18 protein-coding genes are annotated in these 20,922 nt (G+C 65.6%); 11 read left to right on the top strand and 7 right to left on the bottom strand.

What is annotated here, in order from left to right; genetic code table 11:
* Positions 1–151 precede the first annotated feature (151 nt).
* The 3 genes from HK108_RS07120 to HK108_RS07110 all read left to right on the top strand — a co-directional run bounded on the left by HK108_RS07120 (position 152) and on the right by HK108_RS07110 (position 3,814).
* Positions 152–1,531, top strand: coding sequence for an NAD-dependent malic enzyme (locus tag HK108_RS07120; protein WP_139469319.1), 1,380 nt, complete (start codon positions 152–154; stop codon positions 1,529–1,531).
* A gap of 109 nt (positions 1,532–1,640) precedes the next feature.
* A complete protein-coding gene (locus HK108_RS07115; protein WP_139469321.1) occupies positions 1,641–2,948 on the top strand; it encodes a DUF6986 family protein in 1,308 nt (435 codons plus the stop codon).
* Between the two features lie 41 nt (positions 2,949–2,989).
* The gene (locus HK108_RS07110) at positions 2,990–3,814 is read left to right on the top strand and encodes a bifunctional allantoicase/(S)-ureidoglycine aminohydrolase (RefSeq protein WP_139469323.1); all 825 of its coding nucleotides are present in this window, start codon (positions 2,990–2,992) and stop codon (positions 3,812–3,814) included.
* A gap of 108 nt (positions 3,815–3,922) precedes the next feature.
* Here the strand turns inward: HK108_RS07110 and HK108_RS07105 are convergent, their stop codons facing one another.
* Positions 3,923–5,398 (bottom strand): malate:quinone oxidoreductase, encoded by a 1,476-nt coding sequence (locus tag HK108_RS07105; protein WP_139469324.1) that lies wholly within the window; start codon positions 5,396–5,398, stop codon positions 3,923–3,925.
* A 214-nt stretch (positions 5,399–5,612) separates the two neighbouring features.
* Here HK108_RS07105 and HK108_RS07100 point away from each other — a divergent pair, with 214 nt between their 5' ends.
* The 3 genes from HK108_RS07100 (at position 5,613) to HK108_RS07090 (ending at position 9,199) form a co-directional block, all read left to right on the top strand.
* Positions 5,613–6,674, top strand: a complete 1,062-nt coding sequence (locus HK108_RS07100) for a pyridoxal phosphate-dependent aminotransferase (protein ID WP_139469326.1) — start codon at positions 5,613–5,615, stop codon at positions 6,672–6,674.
* A 2-nt stretch (positions 6,675–6,676) separates the two neighbouring features.
* A complete protein-coding gene (locus HK108_RS07095; protein ID WP_181271047.1) occupies positions 6,677–8,083 on the top strand; it encodes an FAD-binding oxidoreductase in 1,407 nt (468 codons plus the stop codon).
* Between the two features lie 108 nt (positions 8,084–8,191).
* A complete protein-coding gene (locus tag HK108_RS07090) occupies positions 8,192–9,199 on the top strand; it encodes an isopenicillin N synthase family dioxygenase (RefSeq protein ID WP_139469327.1) in 1,008 nt (335 codons plus the stop codon).
* A gap of 9 nt (positions 9,200–9,208) precedes the next feature.
* Here HK108_RS07090 and mmuM read toward each other — a convergent pair whose 3' ends face one another.
* Entirely contained in the window at positions 9,209–10,144 is a 936-nt protein-coding gene (mmuM, locus tag HK108_RS07085) for a homocysteine S-methyltransferase (protein ID WP_181270988.1), read from the bottom strand.
* Between the two features lie 21 nt (positions 10,145–10,165).
* Here mmuM and tgt point away from each other — a divergent pair, with 21 nt between their 5' ends.
* Complete coding sequence (gene tgt, locus HK108_RS07080; RefSeq protein WP_181270987.1) at positions 10,166–11,422, top strand: tRNA guanosine(34) transglycosylase Tgt; 1,257 nt, start codon at positions 10,166–10,168, stop codon at positions 11,420–11,422.
* A gap of 228 nt (positions 11,423–11,650) precedes the next feature.
* On the opposite strand, the gene HK108_RS07075 is transcribed toward tgt, so the two are convergent.
* Both HK108_RS07075 and HK108_RS07070 read right to left on the bottom strand, forming a co-directional pair.
* Positions 11,651–12,412 (bottom strand): queuosine precursor transporter, encoded by a 762-nt coding sequence (locus HK108_RS07075; RefSeq protein ID WP_229664012.1) that lies wholly within the window; start codon positions 12,410–12,412, stop codon positions 11,651–11,653.
* Complete coding sequence (locus tag HK108_RS07070) at positions 12,393–14,966, bottom strand: M3 family metallopeptidase (protein WP_181270986.1); 2,574 nt, start codon at positions 14,964–14,966, stop codon at positions 12,393–12,395. The genes HK108_RS07075 and HK108_RS07070 overlap by 20 nt, the downstream gene beginning before the upstream one ends.
* A 97-nt stretch (positions 14,967–15,063) precedes the next feature.
* Between HK108_RS07070 and HK108_RS07065 the strand changes: the two genes are divergently transcribed.
* Positions 15,064–16,134, top strand: coding sequence for an AI-2E family transporter (locus HK108_RS07065; protein WP_181270985.1), 1,071 nt, complete (start codon positions 15,064–15,066; stop codon positions 16,132–16,134).
* 17 nt (positions 16,135–16,151) lie between these two features.
* Here the strand turns inward: HK108_RS07065 and HK108_RS07060 are convergent, their stop codons facing one another.
* Positions 16,152–16,376, bottom strand: coding sequence for a hypothetical protein (locus HK108_RS07060; RefSeq protein WP_139469332.1), 225 nt, complete (start codon positions 16,374–16,376; stop codon positions 16,152–16,154).
* Positions 16,377–16,434: 58 nt separating this feature from the next.
* Between HK108_RS07060 and HK108_RS07055 the strand changes: the two genes are divergently transcribed.
* Complete coding sequence (locus HK108_RS07055) at positions 16,435–16,662, top strand: hypothetical protein (RefSeq protein ID WP_181270984.1); 228 nt, start codon at positions 16,435–16,437, stop codon at positions 16,660–16,662.
* Here HK108_RS07055 and HK108_RS07050 read toward each other — a convergent pair.
* The gene (locus HK108_RS07050) at positions 16,640–17,326 is read right to left on the bottom strand and encodes a GNAT family N-acetyltransferase (RefSeq protein WP_181270983.1); all 687 of its coding nucleotides are present in this window, start codon (positions 17,324–17,326) and stop codon (positions 16,640–16,642) included. The two genes, HK108_RS07055 and HK108_RS07050, sit on opposite strands and share 23 nt — an antisense overlap.
* 176 nt (positions 17,327–17,502) lie before the next feature.
* Here HK108_RS07050 and adh point away from each other — a divergent pair, with 176 nt between their 5' ends.
* Both adh and HK108_RS07040 read left to right on the top strand, forming a co-directional pair.
* On the top strand, positions 17,503–19,026 hold the full coding sequence (gene adh, locus HK108_RS07045) for an aldehyde dehydrogenase (RefSeq protein WP_181270982.1): 1,524 nt from the start codon (positions 17,503–17,505) through the stop codon (positions 19,024–19,026).
* On the top strand, positions 19,026–19,445 hold the full coding sequence (locus HK108_RS07040) for a DUF779 domain-containing protein (protein ID WP_181270981.1): 420 nt from the start codon (positions 19,026–19,028) through the stop codon (positions 19,443–19,445). The genes adh and HK108_RS07040 overlap by 1 nt, the downstream gene beginning before the upstream one ends.
* Before the next feature lie 142 nt (positions 19,446–19,587).
* On the opposite strand, the gene HK108_RS07035 is transcribed toward HK108_RS07040, so the two are convergent.
* The gene (locus tag HK108_RS07035; RefSeq protein ID WP_181270980.1) at positions 19,588–20,922 is read right to left on the bottom strand and encodes an alkylhydroperoxidase domain protein; all 1,335 of its coding nucleotides are present in this window, start codon (positions 20,920–20,922) and stop codon (positions 19,588–19,590) included.

Raw genomic sequence — 20,922 nt, 5'->3', positions numbered from 1 at the left:
AATCTGTGGTGAGTCTCGGCAGTGAAACTCCGTTCAGTCTAGTCCCGAAATGGAAGAAACTTTCCGAATCCACTGACACCGTCTAGTATTTCCACTAGGCAAAAGTTATTATCCATAATACGGAAACTCGATATCAAGGAGGATATTGCCCATGGTCGCCACCAGCCCCGGATACTCCATCACTCTGCGCGTCGGCACCCAGGTCGGTCAGGCCTCGACCTCCGACCTCGTCGCCGCGGCCGCCGCCGCCGGCGCGTCAGTCACCGCCCTCGACGTCGTCGAGTCCACTCCGCGCTCGGTCATCATCGACGTCAGCGCCGATACCCGCGACGTCGCCCATGCCGACGAAGTCTCCGATGCGCTGGGTGCCCTGCCCGGAGTCGACGTCCACAAGGTGTCGGACCGGACCTTCCTGCTCCACCTCGGCGGCAAGCTCGAATCCACCCCGAAGGTGCCCCTGCGCAACCGCGACGACCTCTCCCGCGCCTACACCCCGGGTGTGGCCCGTGTGTGCAAGGCGATCGCTGAGAACAAAGAGGATGCACGTCGGCTGACGATCAAACGCAACACCGTCGCCGTGGTCACCGACGGGACCGCGGTGCTCGGCCTCGGCGATATCGGCCCCGAAGCGGCCATGCCGGTGATGGAGGGCAAGGCCGTGCTGTTCAAGCAGTTCGCCGATGTCGACGCCTGGCCGGTGGCCCTCGACACGAAGGACACCGAGGAGATCATCTCCATCTGCAAGGCCATCGCACCGGCCTACGGCGGAATCAACCTCGAAGACATCGCTGCCCCGCGCTGCTTCGAGATCGAGGCCCGGCTGCGCGAGGAACTCGACATCCCCGTCTTCCACGATGACCAGCACGGCACCGGCGTCGTCACCCTCGCCGCGCTGAAGAACGCGCTCAAGGTCGTCGACAAGAAGATCGAGGACCTGCGCATCGTCGTCTCCGGAGTCGGCGCGGCCGGCAACGCCATCATCCGCCTCCTCCAGGTCGCCGGTGCCGCGAACATCATCGCCTGCGGCCGCGACGGGGCGATCGGCCCGGACTCGACGGTCGACACCGACCACAAGAAGTGGCTGCAGGCGAATACGAACCCCGAGGGCTTCTCCGGCACCCTCAAGGAAGCCGTCGTCGGCGCCGACGCGTTCATCGGCGTCTCCGCCCCGAATGTGCTCGACGGTGACGATATCGCGGCGATGAACAAGGACGCGCTGGTCTTCGCCATGGCCAATCCCGACCCCGAGGTGGACCCCGCCGAGGCGGCGAAACACGCAGCCGTCGTGGCCACCGGCCGCAGCGATTTCCCGAACCAGATCAACAATGTGCTCGCGTTCCCGGGAATCTTCCGCGGACTCCTCGACGCCGAAGCCCGCGACGTGGATGAGAACATCATGGTCGCCGCCGCCGATGCCATCGCCTCGTGCATCCCCGAGGACGAACTCCACCCCGGCTACGTCATCCCCTCCGTGTTCGATCCCGAAGTCGCGAAGAAGGTCGCCGAGGCGGTCGCCCGGGTCTCGTCCTGAAACCCCAGAGAGCCTTGCGTGCCTGGGGACGGAGAATGAGAGACAATGAGGCCAGGTCAGGCATCGCCGCCTCGCCGTCGAACCCCGTGCAGAGAAAGAGAATGTGAAAGTGGAACGATCAACACTCGCCGATATCGACTCACTGCTGGGAGACACGGACGAGCTACTGGCGACCGCGTACCCCGGTGATCGCGACGTCCGCCAGCCAGTGCACACCGTGTACGTGCCCGGACACCGCACGAGTGCCGACCTGCCGTACCAGTGGGGGCAGCAGGCGCTCGAATGCGTCGAGGCCCACGGCGGAATGCTGCAGCTGGCCGAACGCGTCATCACCGCCGCCCGGAAGGAATCCGGTCCCGCGATCCCCGGTCAGGTGCCCAGCATCCACCAGGTGGCCCGGGAGGCCGAACTCCTCGCCGAGGCGGTCACCGCGAAACTCGAACGTGAGCCGATCGAGGACCTGCGTCTGGACTTCGAAGACGGGTTCGGCGACCAGGGGGATGAGACCGAGGATCGGTGGGTCATCCAGGCCGCCCGCGATGCGGTGGCCGGCCGCGCGGAGAAGGCAGCCCCCGGCTTCGTCGGCATCCGGTTCAAATGCATGGAGTCAGCGACCCGGGAACGCGGTCTGCGCACTCTCGACCTGTTCCTCTCCGAACTCATCAAGGCAGGCGGCAGCCTGCCGGAGAATCTCGTGCTCACCCTCCCGAAGGTCAGCACCGTCGATCAGGTCCGGGCGATGGTGCTCGCCGCGCGAGCGCTGGAAGCCGAGCACAGCCTCGGTGAAGGGACTATCACCTTCGAGATCCAAGTCGAGACCCCGCAGCTCGTCCTCGCCGCCGATGGCACCGTGCCGCTGGCGACGGCGCTGCAGGCCGGGGCCGGGCGCGTGACTTCGCTGCACTACGGAACCTATGACTATTCGGCGTCGATGGGAGTGGCTGCGGCCTACCAGGCGATGGACCATCCGGTCGCGGATTTCGCGAAGAACCAGATGATGCTCGCCGTCGCCGGCACCGGAGTCCACCTCTCCGACGGGTCGACGAACATCCTCCCGCTCGGCGAACCCGCAGAGGTCCACCACGCGTGGGCGCTGCACGCCGGCCTCGTCCGCCGCCACCTCAAACGAGGGATCTACCAGGGCTGGGATCTGCACCCGCACCAGCTGCCGACCAGGTTCCTGGCGACCTTCGCCTTCTACCGCGAAGGCGGGCCACGGGCGGCGCAGCGCCTGCACGACTACGTGTTCAAGGCGGATTCGACGGTCCTCGACGAACCCGCGACCGCGAAGGCGCTCGCCCGCTACCTCGACCGAGGGCTCGTCTGCGGAGCCCACACCGAGGAGTTCGTGACCTCGCGGACGAACCTCAGCCTCACCCAGCTCGGGCAGCTCGCCCGCACCGGCTCGCTCGACTGAGCCCACCGACCACCGACCACCGACCGAAGGAGACCCCGCCCATGACGACGACCGACCCGTACACCTACTGGGCCCCGACCGGCGGCCACCCGCCGCAGTCCGATCTGCTCACCGACCGTGCCCTCGTCACCGAGGCCTATACGGTCATCCCGCGCGGAGTGATGCGCGATATCGTCACTTCGAATCTGCCCGAGTGGACCGGGACCCGGTCGTGGGTGCTGAGCAAGCCCGTGGCCGGGGGAGCGGTGACGTTCTCGCAGACGATCCTCGAAGTCGCACCCGGCGGCGGCTCGCAGGCGCCGGAACCGCAGCCCGAGGTCGAAGGGTTCCTCTTCGTCATGGCCGGAACGCTCGAGGTCACCCATGAGGGCACCGCGCACACGCTGACTCCGGGTGGGTTCGCGTTCCTGCCCGCCGGATCGACGTGGTCGGCGACGTCCACCGGCACCGAGGCGGCCCGCTTCCACTGGGTGCGCAAACGCTACCAGCCCGTGGCGGGGCTGACCCCTGAGGCGAAGTTCGGCAACGAGGCCGATGTCGAACCGTCGCCGATGCCCGGAACCGACGGACGCTGGCGCACGACCCGTCCGCTCGACCCGGACGACCTCGCCTACGACATGCACGTCAACATCGTCACCTTCGAGGCCGGAGCGGTCATCCCGTTCGCGGAGACGCATGAGATGGAGCACGGCCTCTACGTGCTCGAGGGCAAGGCCGTCTACCGTCTCAACGGCGACTGGGTCGAGGTGCAGGAGGGCGACTTCATCTCCATGCGCGCCTTCTGCCCGCAGGCCTGCTATGCCGGAGGGCCCGGACGCTTCCGCTACCTGCTGTACAAGGACGTCAACCGCCAGGTCGAGCTCTGAGGTTCTCGACGCTCCGAACTCCTGAGGGAACGTAAGAAGCGGCTGGCCGGAAAGGATTCCGGCCAGCCGCTTCTCCTGTATGTCAGTCGGCTGAGGGCGTCAGTCCACTCAGATGAGCTGCAGGGTCCGCGAGGTGTACTCGGAGACCTCCTTGAGCAGCGTCTCGTCATCGACGAGGTCGCGGCCGAGCGAGGGGATCATGTCCTTGAAGCTCTTCTCCCAGCCCGCGAACTCGCGCGGGAAGCAGGTCTTGAGCAGTTCGATCATGATCGGCACCGCGGTCGAGGCACCCGGTGAAGCACCGAGCAGGGTCGCCAGCGAACCGTCGGCGGACGAGATGAGCTCGGTGCCGAACTGGAGGACGCCGCCCTTCTTCGGATCCTTCTTCATCACCTGCACGCGCTGACCGGCCTGGATGAGTTCCCAGTCGGCGGGGTCGACGGAGGGGATGAAGGTCTGCAGGGCCTCGAAGCGGGCTTTCTTCGTTGCGGCGAGCTCACCGAGGAGGTACGTGACAAGATCCGTGTTGTCCTTGGCGACATTGAGCATCGTGCCGATGTTGTTTCCGCGCACGGACAGCGGCAGATCGGTGAAGCGGCCCTTCTTGAGGAACTTCGGCGAGAAGCCGGCGTAGGGGCCGAACATCAGGTAGTCCTGGCCGTCGACGACACGGGTGTCGAGGTGCGGCACCGACATCGGGGGAGCATCCTGAGCGGCCTGGCCGTACACCTTCGCCTGGTGGCGGGCGACGAGATCCTGGTTCGCGGTGCGCAGGAAGTAGCCGGAGACCGGGAAGCCGCCGTAGCCGCGTCCCTCCGGGATGCCGGACTTCTGCAGCAGCGGCAGTGCACCGCCGCCGGCGCCGACGAAGACGAACTTCGCGCCCACCTGGTGGGTCTCGTGCGAGAGCAGATCCTTCACGGTGAGAGTCCAGCCGTCGGAGGAACGGTCGAGGTCGGTGACCTGGTGGCTGGTGCGCACGGTCGCGCCCTTGGCGGCGACGTAGCTGAGCAGCTGAGACGACAGAGAGCCGAAGTCGACGTCGGTGCCCTGCTTGATGCGCGAGATGCCGTTGACCTGACCGGGACCACGGCCGGAGAACATCAGCGGCAGCCATTCGGCCTGAGTGTCCGCGTCCTCGGTGTATTCCATGTCCGCGAACAGCGGATTGCGCACCATCGTCTCGTAGCGGTTCTTGATGTAGTCACGTCCCTTGTCGCCGCGTCCGTAGCTGACGTGGGCGATGGGATTGATGAAGGTCGTCGGATCGGTGATGACACCGGTGTCGACGAGGTGCGACCAGTACTGGCGCGAGTGGTGGAACTGCTGGTTGATGTTCGAGGCCTTCTCCAGGTCGATCTGACCGTTGGAGTCCTCGGGGGTGTAGTTGAGTTCGCAGAGTGCGGCGTGGCCGGTGCCGGCGTTGTTCCAGGGGTCGGAGCTCTCCGTTGCCACATAGTCGAGCTTCTCGTAGACACGGATGTCCCAATCGGGCTGAAGTTCGGTCAGCATGGCGCCCAGAGTGGCGCTCATGATGCCGCCGCCGATCAAGACGACGTCGACTTTTTCCTGCGGTGAGGGCATTTGGACTCTCATTCCTCGTCTCTGACTACATGTATTCGTCTCTCAGGGTACTCTCCGGCATCGGCCCACCTGTAACCCGGGAGGAGGGAACGAAGCGTCGCGAGAGCATTCTCACAGCGGATGGACGTCCGCCCTGCTCGCCTTTATCCGACCATTCGGACGCTTTGGCAAGACAGTCTGTGTTGCCCGCCACAAGATATGCAACTATGGGCACATGTCCAAACGTTTCCAGCTCCGTGACGCGCTCGCCGAATTCCCTCCCTACGTTCCCGGCAAGCCTCCCGTCGCATCCCCCGGCCTGACCCCGTACAAACTGTCGTCGAACGAGAACCACCTGCCGCCGCTGCCGGGTGTCGTCGAATCGGCGGCATCCGCCTCGGCGATTCCGGGGAACTACCCCGATCCCACCGCAGCCGCGCTCGTGGCCGATATCGCCTCCCACCTCGATGTCGAACCCGCCGAGGTGGTCCCCGGCGCCGGGGCCTCCGAGGTCCTCACGGCGCTGACGAACATCACCCTCGAAGCGGGCACGTCCGTGGTCTATCCGTGGCCGTCGTTCGAGATGTACCCGATCCTCGCCTCGGCGCGGGGCGCGGAGAAGCGCCCCGTCGACCTCCTGGAAGACGGTCGACACGACTTCGCCGGGCTGGCCGCGGCGATCGATGACACGACCCGCCTCGTGCTGCTGTGCTCGCCGAACAATCCGACCGGTCCGACGATCACCGATGCCGAACTCGAGGGATTCCTCGCCGAGGTGCCCGAGTCCGTCATCGTCGTCCTCGACGAGGCGTACCTCGAATTCGCCACCGAGGCGGCCGACTCCCTCGCCGCTCGCGCCAAGCACCCGAATCTCGTGCTCGCCCGCACCTTCTCGAAGGCGCACGGCCTGGCAGGTCTGCGCGTGGGCTACGGCATCGCCGACGCCGAGATCGCCTCGGCGATGCGCCAGGTCATCGCCCCGTTCTCCGTCACCGCCGGTGCCCAGGCCGCCGCCCGGGAATCCCTGGCTCGCGTCGACGAGGTGGCCGTGCGCGCCAAGGAAGTCGCCGCGGTGCGCGACCGGTTCGCTCACGATCTGCGGGAGCTGGGTCTGTCCGTGCCCGATGCTCAGGGCAACTATGTGTGGATCGCGCTCGACCCCGAGGCGGCCGTCGCCTTCGAAGGTGAGTGCGCGAAGCAGGCCGTGGCCGTGCGTCGTCTGCAGGGCGGTGTGCGTGTGAGCATCGGACCCGATGAGGCTCTCGAGCGCGTGCTCAAGGTCGCCGCGTCGCTGTGACGATGAGTGCGGAGACGACGGTGGGCACGGACCTGGACGGACTTGCGGCCGAGCTGAGCGCGGGCGCCCTGGTCACCGATCGGGATGTCATCGAGTCCTATTCGTCGGATAAGGCCCTGTTCTGTCCGGTGGGGACCGCCTCGGCGCTCGTGCGAGCTGCCGACGTCGATGATGTGGTCGCGGTGATGCGCTTCGCCACCGCGCATCGGATCCCGGTGGTCACTCAGGGTGCCAGGACGGGTTTGTCGGGGGCGGCGAACGCCACCGACGGGGCGCTCCTGCTCAACGTCGCGAAGCTGAACGCGATCGTCGACATCGACGAGGTGAACCAGACCTGCCGTGTCCAGCCCGGTGTCATCAACCAAGACCTCAAATCGGCTCTGGCCGAGCACGGTCTGTCGTATCCGCCGGATCCGGGGTCGGTGGCGATCTCCACGATCGGCGGGAACGTCGCGACGAACGCCGGCGGCATGTGCTGTGTGAAATACGGGGTGACGCGAGACTACGTGCGCGGTCTGACCGTGGTCCTCGCCGATGGGACAGTGACCCGGTTGGGTCGGCAGACGGCGAAGGGTGTGGCCGGTCTCGATCTGGCGGGTCTGTTCGTCGGGTCCGAGGGGACTCTGGGAGTCATCGTCGAGATCACCCTCGGGCTCAGACCTCTGTTGACTCCGCCGGTGACCGGTGTCGGGATCTTCCCGGACTTGGAATCGGCCGGGCATACGGTCTCTGAGTTCATGGCCTCCGGGGCGGCCCCGTCGATGCTCGAGCTCATGGACGGAGGCACCGTGGGCATGATCAATGCCTATGGTGATTTCGGGCTGCCCGACGGGGCCGGTGCGCTGTTGTTGGTGCAGTCGGATGCTCCGGGGCAGGCCGGTGTGACCGAGCTGCAATCGTTCGAGGCGATCGCCAGAGCGCAGGGTGCCGATGAGGTGTTCTTCTCCGATGATCCGGCGGATTCGGAGATGCTGGTCGCGGCTCGTCGGGCTGTGTCTCCGGCGATGGAGAAGTACGTGTCGGGGCTCGGTGGGGGAGAGCTCATCGATGATGTGTGCGTTCCTCGGTCCCGCCTCGGCGAGTTCTTCGCCAGGTTGGACGAGATCGCGGCCCGGCATTCGGTGGAGGTGTCCACGGCCGGGCATGCCGGGGATGGGAATATGCATCCGAGTGTGCTCTTCGATGCCCAGGATGAGGCGAGTGTGGCCGAGGCGAAGGAGACGTTCGCTGAGATCATGCAGCTGGGTCTCGATCTGGGTGGGACGATCACGGGTGAGCATGGGGTCGGGTATCTGAAGAAGGGCTGGCTGGTGCGCGAACTCGATGCGGGTGCGCGGGCGCTGCAGACCTCGATCAAGGCGGCGGTGGATCCGTTGGGGATCCTCAACCCGGGCAAGATGCTCGGCTGATTCTCCTCTTCATGTCTCGGAATGTGACGGTTCGCGACCGACTGTGACCGGTCGCGGCCGGCCCCGTCAGGGCGCGGCCTAAGGTGCTGGGAAAAGAGAGGAATCCCCATGACGCTCACCCAGCTGCCCGTTCTCGACCTCAGCCTCGCCGATGACCCCGCGACCGCCGAACAGTTCCGCGAGGACCTGCGTCGCGTCACTCACGAGATCGGCTTCTTCTACCTCACCGGCCACGGCATCCCCGACGCCGAATTCAGCCGCATCATCGATGTCGCCCAGAACTTCTTCGCACTGCCCGAGGACGAGAAGCTCGCGATCGAGAACACGAACTCCCCGCACTTCCGCGGCTACACCCGCACCGGCGGCGAACGCACCCAGGGCCGCGTGGATTGGCGCGAGCAGATCGACATCGGCCCCGAACGCACACCCGTGGCCGAACCGGTCAACGACTTCGACCATCTCACTGGCCCCAACCAGTACCCGGAATCGCTGCCCGAGCTGCGGGAGGCCACGGACTCCTGGCATGCGCAGCTGAGCGAGGTCGGCGCACGCCTTCTCGAACAGTGGGCGCTCAGCCTCGGCCAGCCCGGCGATCATTTCGCCGACGCGTTCGCCGAGGATGCCGAATCCTTCATCAAGATCGTTCGCTATCCCGAAGCCGAGTCCGAATCCGTGACCCAGGGGGTGGGCGAGCACCGCGACGGCGGCACCCTGACCCTGCTCTACCCGCAGCCGGGCACCACCGGTCTGCAGGTGCTCACTGACGACGGTTGGATCGATGCGGATCCGATCGAGAACACCTTCGTCGTCAACATCGGCAAACTCCTCGAAGTCGCCACGAACGGCTACCTCAAGGCCACCGTCCACCGGGTCCTGCCGACCGGTCCCGGCCAGGACCGCATCTCCATCCCGTTCTTCTATAACCCGGCGCTCAGCGCCCGCCTGCCCGAGGTCGCACTGCCCGACGAACTCGCCGCCGAGGCCCGCGGGGTCACCGACGACGAACGCGATGCCCTCTACGCCGTCTATGGGGAGAACGCGTTCGCCTCCCGGCTGCGCTCCCACCCGAACGTCGCCGAGAAGTACTATCCGGAGCTCGTGGGGGCCCAGGGCTGAGGAATCGCGTCAGCGGCGAATCTGTTCTGCGAGCACCGCGATGTCGTCGGGACGGACCCGGCAGCAGCCGCCGATGATCCGTGCGCCGAGGTGGGTCCACTCCTCCACCGGCCACGACCCGACGCCGGGTTCCGCGCCGTCGTGCCACGTCAGAGTGTCCGCGTCGTAGGTTTCGCCCGAGTTCGGGTAGGCGATGAGCGGCAGGTCTGTGTGCTTGGACAGTTCGCTCAGCGCCGGGGTCACGAGGGACGGGCGAACGCAGTTGACCCCGATCGCATACACGCTCGCCGAGGCGGCCACCACCTCGGCGAGGTCCGCCAGGGTGCTGCCGTCGGGCATGGTCGGCGCGGTCGTGTCCGTGGTGCCCTGTAGAGTCACGGTCACCCAAGCCGGAAGGCCGATGTCCTCGGTCAGAGCGATGAGGGCGCGGATCTCATCGAGGCGCGGTTGGGTTTCGATGGCGAGCAGGTCCGCACCCGCCTCGGCGAGGGCTTCGATGCGCGGACGATGGAAGGCGGTGTAATCCTCAGGACTCCGGTGATAGCTTCCCGTGTACTCGGCGCCGTCGCCGAGCGCCGCACCATACGGGCCGACAGACCCGGCGACGAGGATACTTGTGCCTGGTGCGGCACTGCGATCTGCCGCAGTGCGCGCGATGCGCACGCTGTCGCCGATGATCCGGCTGCCCTCCTCGGCGCTGATTCCCGCCGCGGCGAACCCGAGCGGCGTCGCCTGGTAGCTCGCGGTCGTGAGTATCCGGGCTCCGGCGTTCGCGAAGGCGGTGTGCACGGCGCGCGGGGTGTCGGGGTCACGGCGGATGAGCTCGGCCGACCACAGTGCGTGGTCGAGGTCGATGCCGCGATCCTCGGCGGCACTGCCCAGCCCGCCGTCGATGACGATGGGGGCGGCCGCCTCGGCGAGAGTGAGCATCTGGGTGAACGTCATGGACTTAGTTAAGCTTGTCTGGTGACTACAGACGAAACTCCGGCAGCATCCGAGACCGCCCCCATCAACGACCGATCGCAGTTCGGCTTCGAGGTGGGCACCCGCATGGACACGGGCGGACGCACCGGAGTCATCCGCACCCCGCACGGCGACATCCAGACCCCCGCATTCATTCCCGTCGGCACGAAGGCCACGGTCAAGGCCGTGCGCCCCGACGAGGTCGCGGAACTCGGCGGTCAGGCGGTGCTCTCGAACGCCTACCACCTCTATCTGCAGCCGGGATCGGACCTCATCGACGAGGCCGGCGGGCTGGGGAAGTTCATGAACTGGCCCGGACCCACCTTCACCGACTCCGGCGGATTCCAGGTGATGAGTCTCGGCTCGGGGTTCAAGAAGGTCATCTCGATGGAGTCGACGGGGGAGCAGAACGACGAGCTCGTCGCCATCGGCAAGGAACGGCTGTCGAACGTCGACGATGACGGGGTCACGTTCAAGTCCCACCTCGACGGATCGATGCACCGGTTCACGCCGGAGATCTCGATGCGGGTGCAGCACGAACTCGGCGCCGACATCATGTTCGCCTTCGATGAGCTGACCACGCTGGTGAACACCCGCGGCTACCAGGAGGAATCGCTCGAGCGGACCCGGCTGTGGGCGATCCGCTGCATCGAAGAGCACTTCCGCCTCACCGAGGAGCGGTCGCACCGGCCCTACCAGGCACTGTTCGGGGTGCTGCAGGGCGCGCAGTACGAAGACCTGCGGCGTAAGGCCGCCCGCGACCTGGGCGCGATGGACTTCGACGGCTTCGGCATCGGCGGGGCACTGGAGAAGGAGAACCTCGGCATCATCATCCGCTGGGTGTGCGAGGAGCTGCCGGAGAACAAGCCGCGGCACCTGCTCGGCATCTCCGAACCCGACGACCTGTTCGAAGCGATCAAGACCGGCGCGGACACCTTCGACTGCGTCTCGCCCTCCCGCGTGGCCCGCAACGCCGCGATCTACACCCGCGACGGCCGGTACAACCTCACCGGCGCGAAGTACCGCCGCGATTTCGGCCCGCTCGATCCCGACTGCACGTGCTACACGTGCCAGAACTACTCACGGGCGTACCTGCGGCACCTGTACAAGGCGAAGGAGATGCTCTTCTCCACCCTGTGCACCATCCACAACGAGCACTTCGTCGTCTCGCTCGTCGCCGAGATCCGCCAGGCGATGATCGACGGCCGCTTCGACGAGCTCGAAACCGAGGTCCTCGGCCGCTACTACGCAAAGAGGTAGCCGCGCTTCCGGCGGTCGCTGCGGTTGCCCGCCGGCTCGTACCGGTCAGTCATCGACTTCTGATCAGCACATCGAGTTCTATCTCGATGACCTGATCAGAAGTCGATGTCGGCCGGGGACAAAACTCGATCACACTCGCCGACAACCGCTTTCCGTTCGGGCTGACCACTGGGCGTCCGGTGCATCAGTTCGCGAACGCGCGCCGGTCGGCTAAGGCGTCATTGAAATCTACGCTTCAGCCGCGTCGAGTTCGTAGCTGGGTTCGTGGCGTTTGACGAGCTTGATGACCCGGTAGGTCACGGGCAGGAAGATGATCTCGACGGCGACCTTGTAAACGAAGCCGACGATGATGTAGTTGAGGAAGTCGAGCCCCGGGATGACACCGGCGAAGGCGATGATGCAGAACAGCAGCGTGTCGACGAACTCGCCGACACCGGTCGACGTGAGCAGCCGCACCCACAGCTTCGACTCGCCCATGCGCTTCTTCACCGCCACGAGCACCCACGAGTTGAGCAGCTGGCCGACGAAGTAGCCGACGAGGGAAGCCGCGACGATGCGCGGGTAGAAGCCGAGCACGGCGGCGAACGCGTCCTGGTTCTCGTACCCGGGCCCCGGAGGCGAGATGAGCACGAGCCAGAAGACGAAGGTGGCCAGGATCTGCAGGGCGAATCCGGTAATCACGGCTTTGCGAGCGGCTTTGAAGCCGTACACCTCGCTGATCACATCACCGAGGATGTAGGCGATGGGGAAGAGGAACGCGCCGCCGTCGGTGACGATCGGACCGAAGCCGATGACCTTCGTGGCCGAGATGTTCGAGATGATGAGCACCGCGCAGAACACGGCGAGGAAGACCGCATAGTAGCGGCCCCGGGAGGAAGCGAAAGCTGCGAATCGTGCAGCCGAGGTGGTGGAGTGCGCCGGATCGGTGTTGCGATCCGGCTGCCCAGACTCGGACTCGGAACGCCCAGACTCAGGACTCTTCTGCGACAACGGTGATTTCCTTTCCTCCGGTGACCGTGAGCAGCTGCTCGTACGTCAGAGGCACCATCGAATTCGGTGTCCCCGCGCCGGCCCAGAGAACAGGATAGTCCTTCAGCGACACATCGACATAGGTCGGAATCGGCCCCGGATGACCGCAGGGAGCGACCCCGCCGATGACCTGCCCCGTGGCCTCGCGGACGAGTTCCTTCGACGCCCGGTCGAGGGAGTCGACGCCGATGAGTTCGGCGACATGTGCGGTGTCGACCCGGTGGGCGCCCGAGGCCATGATGAGCACGGGTTCGCCGTCGGAGGAGAAGATGAGGCTGTTCGCGATCGCTCCGACCTCGATGCCCAGCGCTTCGGCCGCTGCGGCCGCCGTCGGCGTCGAGCCGTCGAAGATCTCGATGCGCGGATCGATGCCCGCAGCCGCGAGATCGGCGGCGACCGCCTCGTGGTTGGGGTGATCCCACATCGCCGAGGCGGCTCCGGACTCGGTCTCGGTCGTTTCCTCCCCGTCGACCTCGGTCACGGGTTCCGCGAGGCCGCGACGGCGCAGCAGCGGGGCGACATCCGGGCGGGTGCCGAAGAAGCGTTCGATCGCCGCCATCGGGTCGACCGAATAGCCGGGGGCGAGGATCGCCTCGCGGAAGGCATCTCCGGCTTCTCGGTTGAGTCCGCCCTGGGACTCGAACCATTCGCTCACCCAGGCGGCGATGACCTCGGAGTAGAGGTAGGAGTAGTAGCCGGCAGCATAGCCGGAGGCGAATATGTGCCCGAAGTACGTCGACCGGTAACGCGGCGGAACGAGCGGCGAGAAGCCGGCCGCGGCGAGGACCTCCGATTCGAAGGACAGGACTTCGGTGATGTGCTCACCGGCCTCGAGCGAATGCCAGGACAGGTCGAGCATGGCAGCGGCGAGGTATTCGATCGTGTCGAAGCCCTGCCCGAACTTCTCTGAGGCGATGAGCGCGTCGACGAGTTCGGCCGGCATCGGCTCGCCCGTGTCGACGTGCTTGGCGAAGTGGGGGAGGACCTGCGGGTGGAAGCGCCACATCTCATTGAGCTGGGACGGGAATTCGACGTAGTCGCGGGGGACGGCGGTACCGGCCGTCGATGGGTAGGTGGAGTTCGCGAAGAGCCCGTGGAGGACGTGGCCGAATTCGTGGAAGAACGTCGTCAGCTCGGTCGGATTGAGCAGCGTGGGCCGGCCCGGACCGGGCTTGGCGAGGTTGAGCGAGAGGGTGACGACCGGCAGCAGCCCGGTCAGCCGGGAGGCCGGAACCAGCTGGTCCATCCAGGCCCCGCCGCGCTTCGTATCCCTCGAGTACGGGTCGATGAGGACGAGCCCCAGGTGACGTTCGTTGACGTCGGTGACCTCATAGACGCGGACGTCCTCATGCCAGGCGGTGACACCCTCGTACGGGGCGAACGTGATTCCGTACAGTCCGGTGGCGGCCCGGAAGACGCCTTCGGTGAGGACTGTGTCGAATTCGAAGTACTTGGCCACCTCGTCAGGGTCGATGCCGAATTCGTCGGCGCGGAATTTCGCAAGGTAGTACTTGACGTCTTCGGACGCGACCGTCTCGAGGCCGTAGCGCTCCTTGACCTGCGCAAGTTCCTCATCGAGTTGGGCATTCGCGGGATTGATGAGGGAGGAGACGATATCGGCGGCGGCATCGGGGTTGCCGGCTGTCTGATTGTCGATGGCGAAGGACGAATAGGAGGGGTATCCGAGCAGATGCGCCTTCAGCGCACGCAGCGCCGTGGTGTCGGCGACCTGGGTGCGGGTGTCGCCGTCGCCTCCGCGAGATCCGCGCGCCATCGAATTGTTCAGCACGTGCCGGCGCGTCTGTGCTGTGCTCAGGGATTCGAGCACACCCTGCTGGGTGAAGTTGTTCAGCGGCAGCAGGTAGCCGTCGACGCCGCGCTCGGCGGCACGATTCGCCGCTGCCGCAATCTGATCGTCGTTCATCCCGACCAGGGAATCGGCCTCACTGAGGTGGACGGCCAACTCGCGCGTATCGAGCTGCAGCGCGCGGGAGAAGGAGTTCTCCAAAGTGGTCAGTTCGGCCGCGATCGTGGCCATCTGCTCGCGTTCGTCCTCGCCGAGGCGGGCGCCCGCACGCACGAACTGATCGATAGTCAGTTCCTGCTGACGCTTGTCCTCGGGGTTGAGGTCGGAGACCGAAACCTGCTCGATGCGGTGGAAGAGGTCGACGTTCAGCAGGATCTCGGTCTCGGTGGCCGACAGGAGTTCCCAGGTCTCGGAGATGGCGTCGGTGAGTTCGGGACGCAGATGATTCGACTCGATGGCTGCCGCCACGGAGGCGATGCGGGTCATCGGCACGGACGCGGATTCGAATCTCACGGTGGTGGAGAAGAACGTGGACTCGGCGTCGTCGGCGATGATGGCGGCCACCTCGGCGCGGGCGAAATCGGTCGCCGTGTGAACCGCGGTCAGCAGCGTCTCCGGGGTGACTGCGGCGAAGTCGGGCAGCGAATAGTCGGTCTGCGGGTCGAGGAACGCTTCCCAGACATCGATGCTGTTCGGATCTGCGCTCATTTTCTCGACGATTCACTTTCTGAAGCGGGTGGGGGTTCGCTCCGATCCTAACGTGAGTCGACCGGCCAGTGCATGATCGCTGGTTACACTGGGTTCCATGGGCACTGGGCAGGGCAAGTCCCTCACACTCAACAGCGCGTTCCGGCTCGGTTTCACCGGCGCCCTGGGCGTCGGGCTGGCGATCGTGGTGATGACGGCGCTGCAGTCCTTGGCGACCGTGATCATCTATATCGGTCTGGCACTGTTCCTCGCTCTCGGGCTCGAGCCGGTCGTGCAGTGGCTCGTCGACCGCAAGGTTCCGCGGTCGCTGTCGGTGCTCATCGTCGTCGTGGCATTCATCCTCATCGTCGTAGGCGTCGCACTGCTCATCGCGCCGGCCGTGATCAGTCAGATCCAGACGTTCGTCGCGGATCTGCCCGGGATCGTGGCGAACCTTGCCACGACCGGGTGGGTGACGGAGCTCGAAGAGCAATTCACCGGCGCGATCGACATCGATGCGGTGTTCGCCAACATCTCGGAGTGGGCCTCGGATCCGAAGAATGTGCTCTCCCTCGGCGGCGGCGTCGTGTCGATCGGGGCGGGAATCCTCAGCTTCCTCACCGGGGTGATCATCGTCGTCATCCTCACCATCTACTTCGCCGTGTCCATGCCGACGATCAAATCCGCGATGTTCTCCCTGGTCGCGGCCTCATCGCGGCCGACGGTCGAGTCCGTCACCGAGGAGGTCACCCGATCCATCGGACGTTACGTACTCGGTCAGGTGTCGCTGGGTGTCATCAACGGCGTATGCTCGGCGATCTTCCTCACCATCATCGGCGCCCCGCTGCCGGCGCTGTTGGCGTTCGTGGCGTTCCTCGCCTCGCTCATTCCCCTGGTCGGTCCGATCACCGGCGCGATCATCATCACCGCGTCCTGCCTGATGGTCTCGCCCGGGCTGGGCATTACCGCTGGCATCTACTACCTCGTGTACATGCAGGTCGAGGCGTATCTGCTCAGCCCGCGGATCATGAATAAGGCCGTCGACGTGCCCGGCGCACTCGTCATCATCGCCGCGATCGCCGGCGGAACCCTCGGCGGGGTGCTCGGTGCAGTGGTCGCGGTGCCAGTGGCCGCCTCGGCGCTCATCATCATCCGCAAGGTCGTCGTCCCGGCGCAGGCGAAGAAGTAGGAACGGCGAGTCGACTGTCAGTCGTGGTCGTCGTGGTGGTCGGAACCGATCCGGGTGACGAGGGCGTGGATGATGAGCTTGACGATGAAATATGTGCCGAAATAGCCGACTGCTGCGACGACGAGCGTGACGAGCAGGTTGGACTCCCCGGTGCCGACCACCGACAGCGTGGCGAACACCGTGACGGTGATCGCCGCGAGATACGGGATCAGTCGGAGGACGGGGGACTCGGGCTCGCTCATGGGGCTGAGTCTAGCAACGGGGTACCGGAGCATCGATGCGGAGTCTAGGGTGGAGCCCATGACTGAAGCCGACTGGAGAGCTCAGCGCGACGATGCCGTGCCTAAGGATGTGCGGGCCCGAGGGGCGCGGCTACTCGAAGTGAAGTCCCTCGGTCCGTCGAAGGACGATCCGAACTATGCGCGGACCCGTCACTTCTGCGAGAAGATGGGCTTCCTGCCTCTCGAGGAGACCGCCCTGTGGGGATCGGACACGCCCTGCCTGATCATGGTGAAGCCGGTGGGGTGAGACTGCGGACGACTGTCCGCGCTCGCTGGAATTCCTGCACCATCGTCTGCTGATGAACTCGGCCGCCCTGCCAGCGGATGCCCGGAACCGGCGGGGTCGGTCCATGCACGCGGAAGCCCGAGCGTTCGAAGAAGCGCACCGCACCATGGTTCTCGACGATGGTCTGGAGGTGACAGCCGGGAACACCATGCTCCCGTAGCCGATCGATCCACGCCGCCATCAGCGCTGCCCCGGCACCCGTACCGCGTGCCTCTGTCGCGACGTTGATGTGCAGATGCGCCGGCCACCGAGGATCGAGGAGCTCGCCGGACGCGGGCCGTTTGCGCAGACGGTCGCGGATCGCGTCCGCCGCGCTGCGGGCGAAGAAAGCAACTGAGGATGGCCGACGCATGATCAATCGAGCCGAGATGGCGTCGCTGAAGAGCTTGTCCTCGCGGGGAAACTCTGCGGTGTCGAGACATCCGGCCAGATATCCGACCGGTCCCGACTGCGTCCATGCGAGCAGAACCAACTGAGGATCGTGGCGGAGATAAGGAGTCAGGTAGATCAAGGCTTCGGACTCCGGATCTCCCCACAGCGTGCCCGTGGGCGAGCCCTCTCCTGCGCGTGCGAAGAGCGCCTCGAGTGCGTCGCGATCTTCCGGAGCGCAGGGCCTGATGTCCACGCCGACAGTCTCTCAGATTCCGGGCGAATGTCACCTGCGAACTCCCTCAACGGCTATTGTCCGCGCCTGGGTTCCGACCTAAGGTGAGAGGACACGGACACATCCGCTCCGCGCCTCCGACCGCCATCGGACGAGGCACGTGTCGCGGGGTGGATGGACTCACACGAAGGAGTGTCATGGCAGTCTACTCAGCACCCGGTACCGACGGCGCGCTCGTCACGTTCAAGCCCCGTTATGAGAACTACATCGGAGGAGAGTGGGTGCCGCCGAAGGACGGCAACTACTTCGAGAACATCACCCCCGTCACCGGGCAGGCCTTCACCGAGATCCCCAGCTCCACCGCAGATGATGTCGAGACCGCACTCGATGCAGCATGGGCAGCGGCCCCGGGCTGGGGCAAGACCTCGGTCGCCGAACGGTCGAACATTCTGCTCAAGATCGCCGATCGCATCGAATCCAACCTCGAGATGCTCGCCGTCGCCGAAACCTGGGACAACGGAAAGGGAATTCGCGAACCCCTGGCAGCAGACCTCCCGCTGGCCGTCGACCACTTCCGCTACTTCGCCTCAGCCATCCGGGCGCAGGAAGGCGGCATCTCACAGATCGACGACGACACCGTCGCCTACCACTTCCACGAGCCCCTCGGTGTGGTCGGACAGATCATTCCCTGGAACTTCCCCCTGCTCATGGCCACATGGAAGCTCGCACCGGCGCTCGCCGCCGGCAACTGCGTCGTCCTCAAACCTGCCGAGCAGACTCCGGCATCGATCCTCGTCCTCGCCGAACTCATCGGCGACCTGCTGCCTCCCGGCGTCCTCAACATCATCAACGGATTCGGCGTCGAAGCCGGCAAACCGCTGGCGTCGAACAAACGCATCCGCAAGATCGCCTTCACCGGAGAGACGACGACCGGTCGCCTGATCATGCAGTACGCCTCGCAGAACATCATCCCGGTCACCCTCGAGCTCGGCGGCAAGTCACCGAACATCTTCTTCGACGACGTCATGGCCGCCGACGACAGCTTCAGAGACAAGGCGCTCGAAGGCTTCGCGATGTTCGCTCTCAACCAGGGCGAGGTCTGCACCTGCCCGTCGCGTGCACTCGTCCAGGACTCGATCTTCGACGACTTCGTCGCCGCTGGCGTCGAACGCGTCCGCTCCATCAAGCAGGGCAACCCGCTCGACACCGACACCCAGGTCGGCGCACAGGCCTCGAACGACCAGTTCGAGAAGATCATGTCCTATCTGAAGATCGGCAAGGATGAAGGCGCCGAGGTGCTCATCGGCGGCGACAAAGCCGAACTCGACGGTGACCTCGCCGGCGGCTTCTACATCCAGCCGACGATCTTCAAGGGCACGAACAAGATGCGCATCTTCCAGGAGGAGATCTTCGGACCCGTCGTGGCCCTGACCTCGTTCTCCGACTACGCCGACGCGATCGCCTCAGCCAATGACACGCTCTACGGCCTCGGCGCCGGAGTCTGGGCCCGCACCGGCAACACCGCCTACCGAGCCGGACGCGACATCCAGGCCGGGCGCGTCTGGGTGAACAACTACCACGCCTACCCGGCCCACGCCGCGTTCGGCGGATACAAGTCCTCGGGCATCGGACGAGAGAACCACAAGATGATGCTCGACCACTACCAGCAGACGAAGAACCTGCTGGTCAGCTACTCCGAAAATGCACAAGGATTCTTCTGATGAGTGAAACAGCCGAAACAGCCGCTCTCGAATCGACACCGACGATCGAGGGCGAAGAGAAATCGCGAGTGGCGATGACTCAGGCCGCCATCGACCTGCTCGCCGACCTCGTCGACAAACACGGACAGCTCATGTTCCACCAGTCCGGTGGCTGCTGTGACGGCTCGTCGCCCATGTGCTTCCCCGAAGGCGACTTCCTCACCTCGGAAGCCGATGTGCTGCTCGGCCACTTCGACCTGCCCATCGACGATGCCGAGAAGGCCGGACTGGACTTCTGGATGTCGACGGAGCAGTTCGAGTACTGGAAGCACACGCATCTGACGATCGATGTGGTGCCGGGACGGGGGAGCGGCTTCAGCGTCGAATCACCGACGGGAAACCGCTTCATCATCCGCTCGACGCTCATGGTCGTCGGCTGAGACGAGTCGCGGCCGAGTAGCTGGCGCAGCTGATTCTCGATTGTGTGGTCGATCCACGGCGTTCCCGCGAGGAAATCGACGCGGATCGACCACACAATCGACGCCGTAGGACGCATGCAGCCACCGCGCCTGCGAGAAGAGGTCACTTCCCGGCGTTCAGCACCTCGGGTTCGCCGAGGGAGAGCATCAGTCGGTTCGCCCAGTTGAAGAAGGCGGCACAGCTGAGGGCATCGATGATGTCGCCGTTATCCAGACCCGCCGCACGCAGCTGCTCGACGTGTGCGACGCCGAAGGACTGCGGGGTCAGGGTCAGCGCCACCGAGGCATCGACGACGGCATCCCACACCCGATCACCGAGGTGGCTCTTCAGGCCGATTCCCTCGTCGAGGAGGCGCTGGACGACGTCACGACGCCCGGATTCCTCGGTGGCCCGATCGGCGTGGACCGACGCACAGAACAGGCACCCGTTGAGCCGCGAGGCCGCTGTCGCGGCGAGTTCGCGTTCGGCCCGGCCGAGCCCGTCGGTGGTGTTGAAGAAGATGTCGAAGTCGGTCAGGGTCCGTGCCTTGAGTGCGGCAGGATCCCTCGCCAGCAGCCGGAAGTACGGGTTCTTCGCCCGTCCGGCCTCGATGAGGGCATCCCGTTGGTCATCGCTGAGGTCCGCCTCGGCGACGGGAGCGATCCACGGCACCCACCCGAGCCCACCTTGCTGGAACAGCTTCGGGCGGTGGAGATTCGGATACGTCTTCACCCTGTCGCCGACGGCCTGCAGAGCTTCGTCCACTCTCGCCGAGGCGGGGCCGTCGTCGGCATCGTCCGTCTCGTTCGCGGATTCGCCTTCCGACCGGTCCACCTGGTGCGGTTGAGGATCCGCGGTCGCTGAGGCCGCATCGGTGAGCGCGGCGAGTCCGGTGCTGATGCGGATCTGGAAGTTGAGGAACGACACGAGCTGAGCGAGAGTGACGATGCCGTCCTCGTCCCATCCCGCCTCGAGCAGAAGCGCGAGGTGGCCCGGGCGGCTGTCGCGCGGATGGAGGACGAGAAGATGAGCGAATTCGAGTCCTGCCGTCAGCTTCTCACCGAGTCTCTCCGCCGTCGCCTCGGCGGCAGTCAGCCACGGCCCGGGAACGTTCTCTTCGGCCAACGCCGCGGATTCGAAGATTCCGTAGGGACCAGCTGTGCCGGCAGGCGAGGTCGCCTCGTCGAGGAGTTCGGCGACCGCCCAGGACACGGACTCGTCTTCGTCACGCAGGAGATCACGGTAGAACTCCTCGGCCCGAGTCGAACCGAGCAGACCCGCGGTGAACGCGGCGACCGCATAACGGTCGCGGAAGCTCACGCTCTTCGGATCAGCGGGTTCGAGCAGAGCCTCGAAACTCAGCTGCGCGTTCTCCTTCGCCTGCGCCCGGTGGCCGCGCAGCTCATCGAGAGGATCGTTCGCCGCGATTCCGGCGAGGAGGTTGATGATATCTGCCAT

The sequence above is a fragment of the Brevibacterium sediminis genome, assembly GCF_013623905.1.
Taxonomy (GTDB): domain Bacteria; phylum Actinomycetota; class Actinomycetes; order Actinomycetales; family Brevibacteriaceae; genus Brevibacterium; species Brevibacterium sediminis.
Note: the sequence above shows the minus strand (reverse complement) of the source record. Positions and strands in the feature narration are given on the sequence as shown.

Coding starts and splice junctions, on each gene's coding strand:
- HK108_RS07110 (WP_139469323.1), top strand. CDS start 2,990: ATGACGACGACCGACCCGTACACCTACTGGGCCCCGACCGGCGGCCAC.
- mmuM (WP_181270988.1), bottom strand. CDS start 10,144: ATGACGTTCACCCAGATGCTCACTCTCGCCGAGGCGGCCGCCCCCATC.
- adh (WP_181270982.1), top strand. CDS start 17,503: ATGGCAGTCTACTCAGCACCCGGTACCGACGGCGCGCTCGTCACGTTC.
- HK108_RS07060 (WP_139469332.1), bottom strand. CDS start 16,376: ATGAGCGAGCCCGAGTCCCCCGTCCTCCGACTGATCCCGTATCTCGCG.
- HK108_RS07100 (WP_139469326.1), top strand. CDS start 5,613: ATGTCCAAACGTTTCCAGCTCCGTGACGCGCTCGCCGAATTCCCTCCC.
- HK108_RS07095 (WP_181271047.1), top strand. CDS start 6,677: ATGAGTGCGGAGACGACGGTGGGCACGGACCTGGACGGACTTGCGGCC.
- HK108_RS07120 (WP_139469319.1), top strand. CDS start 152: ATGGTCGCCACCAGCCCCGGATACTCCATCACTCTGCGCGTCGGCACC.
- HK108_RS07035 (WP_181270980.1), bottom strand. CDS start 20,922: ATGGCAGATATCATCAACCTCCTCGCCGGAATCGCGGCGAACGATCCT.
- HK108_RS07105 (WP_139469324.1), bottom strand. CDS start 5,398: ATGCCCTCACCGCAGGAAAAAGTCGACGTCGTCTTGATCGGCGGCGGC.
- HK108_RS07055 (WP_181270984.1), top strand. CDS start 16,435: ATGACTGAAGCCGACTGGAGAGCTCAGCGCGACGATGCCGTGCCTAAG.
- HK108_RS07040 (WP_181270981.1), top strand. CDS start 19,026: ATGAGTGAAACAGCCGAAACAGCCGCTCTCGAATCGACACCGACGATC.
- HK108_RS07070 (WP_181270986.1), bottom strand. CDS start 14,966: ATGAGCGCAGATCCGAACAGCATCGATGTCTGGGAAGCGTTCCTCGAC.
- HK108_RS07065 (WP_181270985.1), top strand. CDS start 15,064: ATGGGCACTGGGCAGGGCAAGTCCCTCACACTCAACAGCGCGTTCCGG.
- HK108_RS07090 (WP_139469327.1), top strand. CDS start 8,192: ATGACGCTCACCCAGCTGCCCGTTCTCGACCTCAGCCTCGCCGATGAC.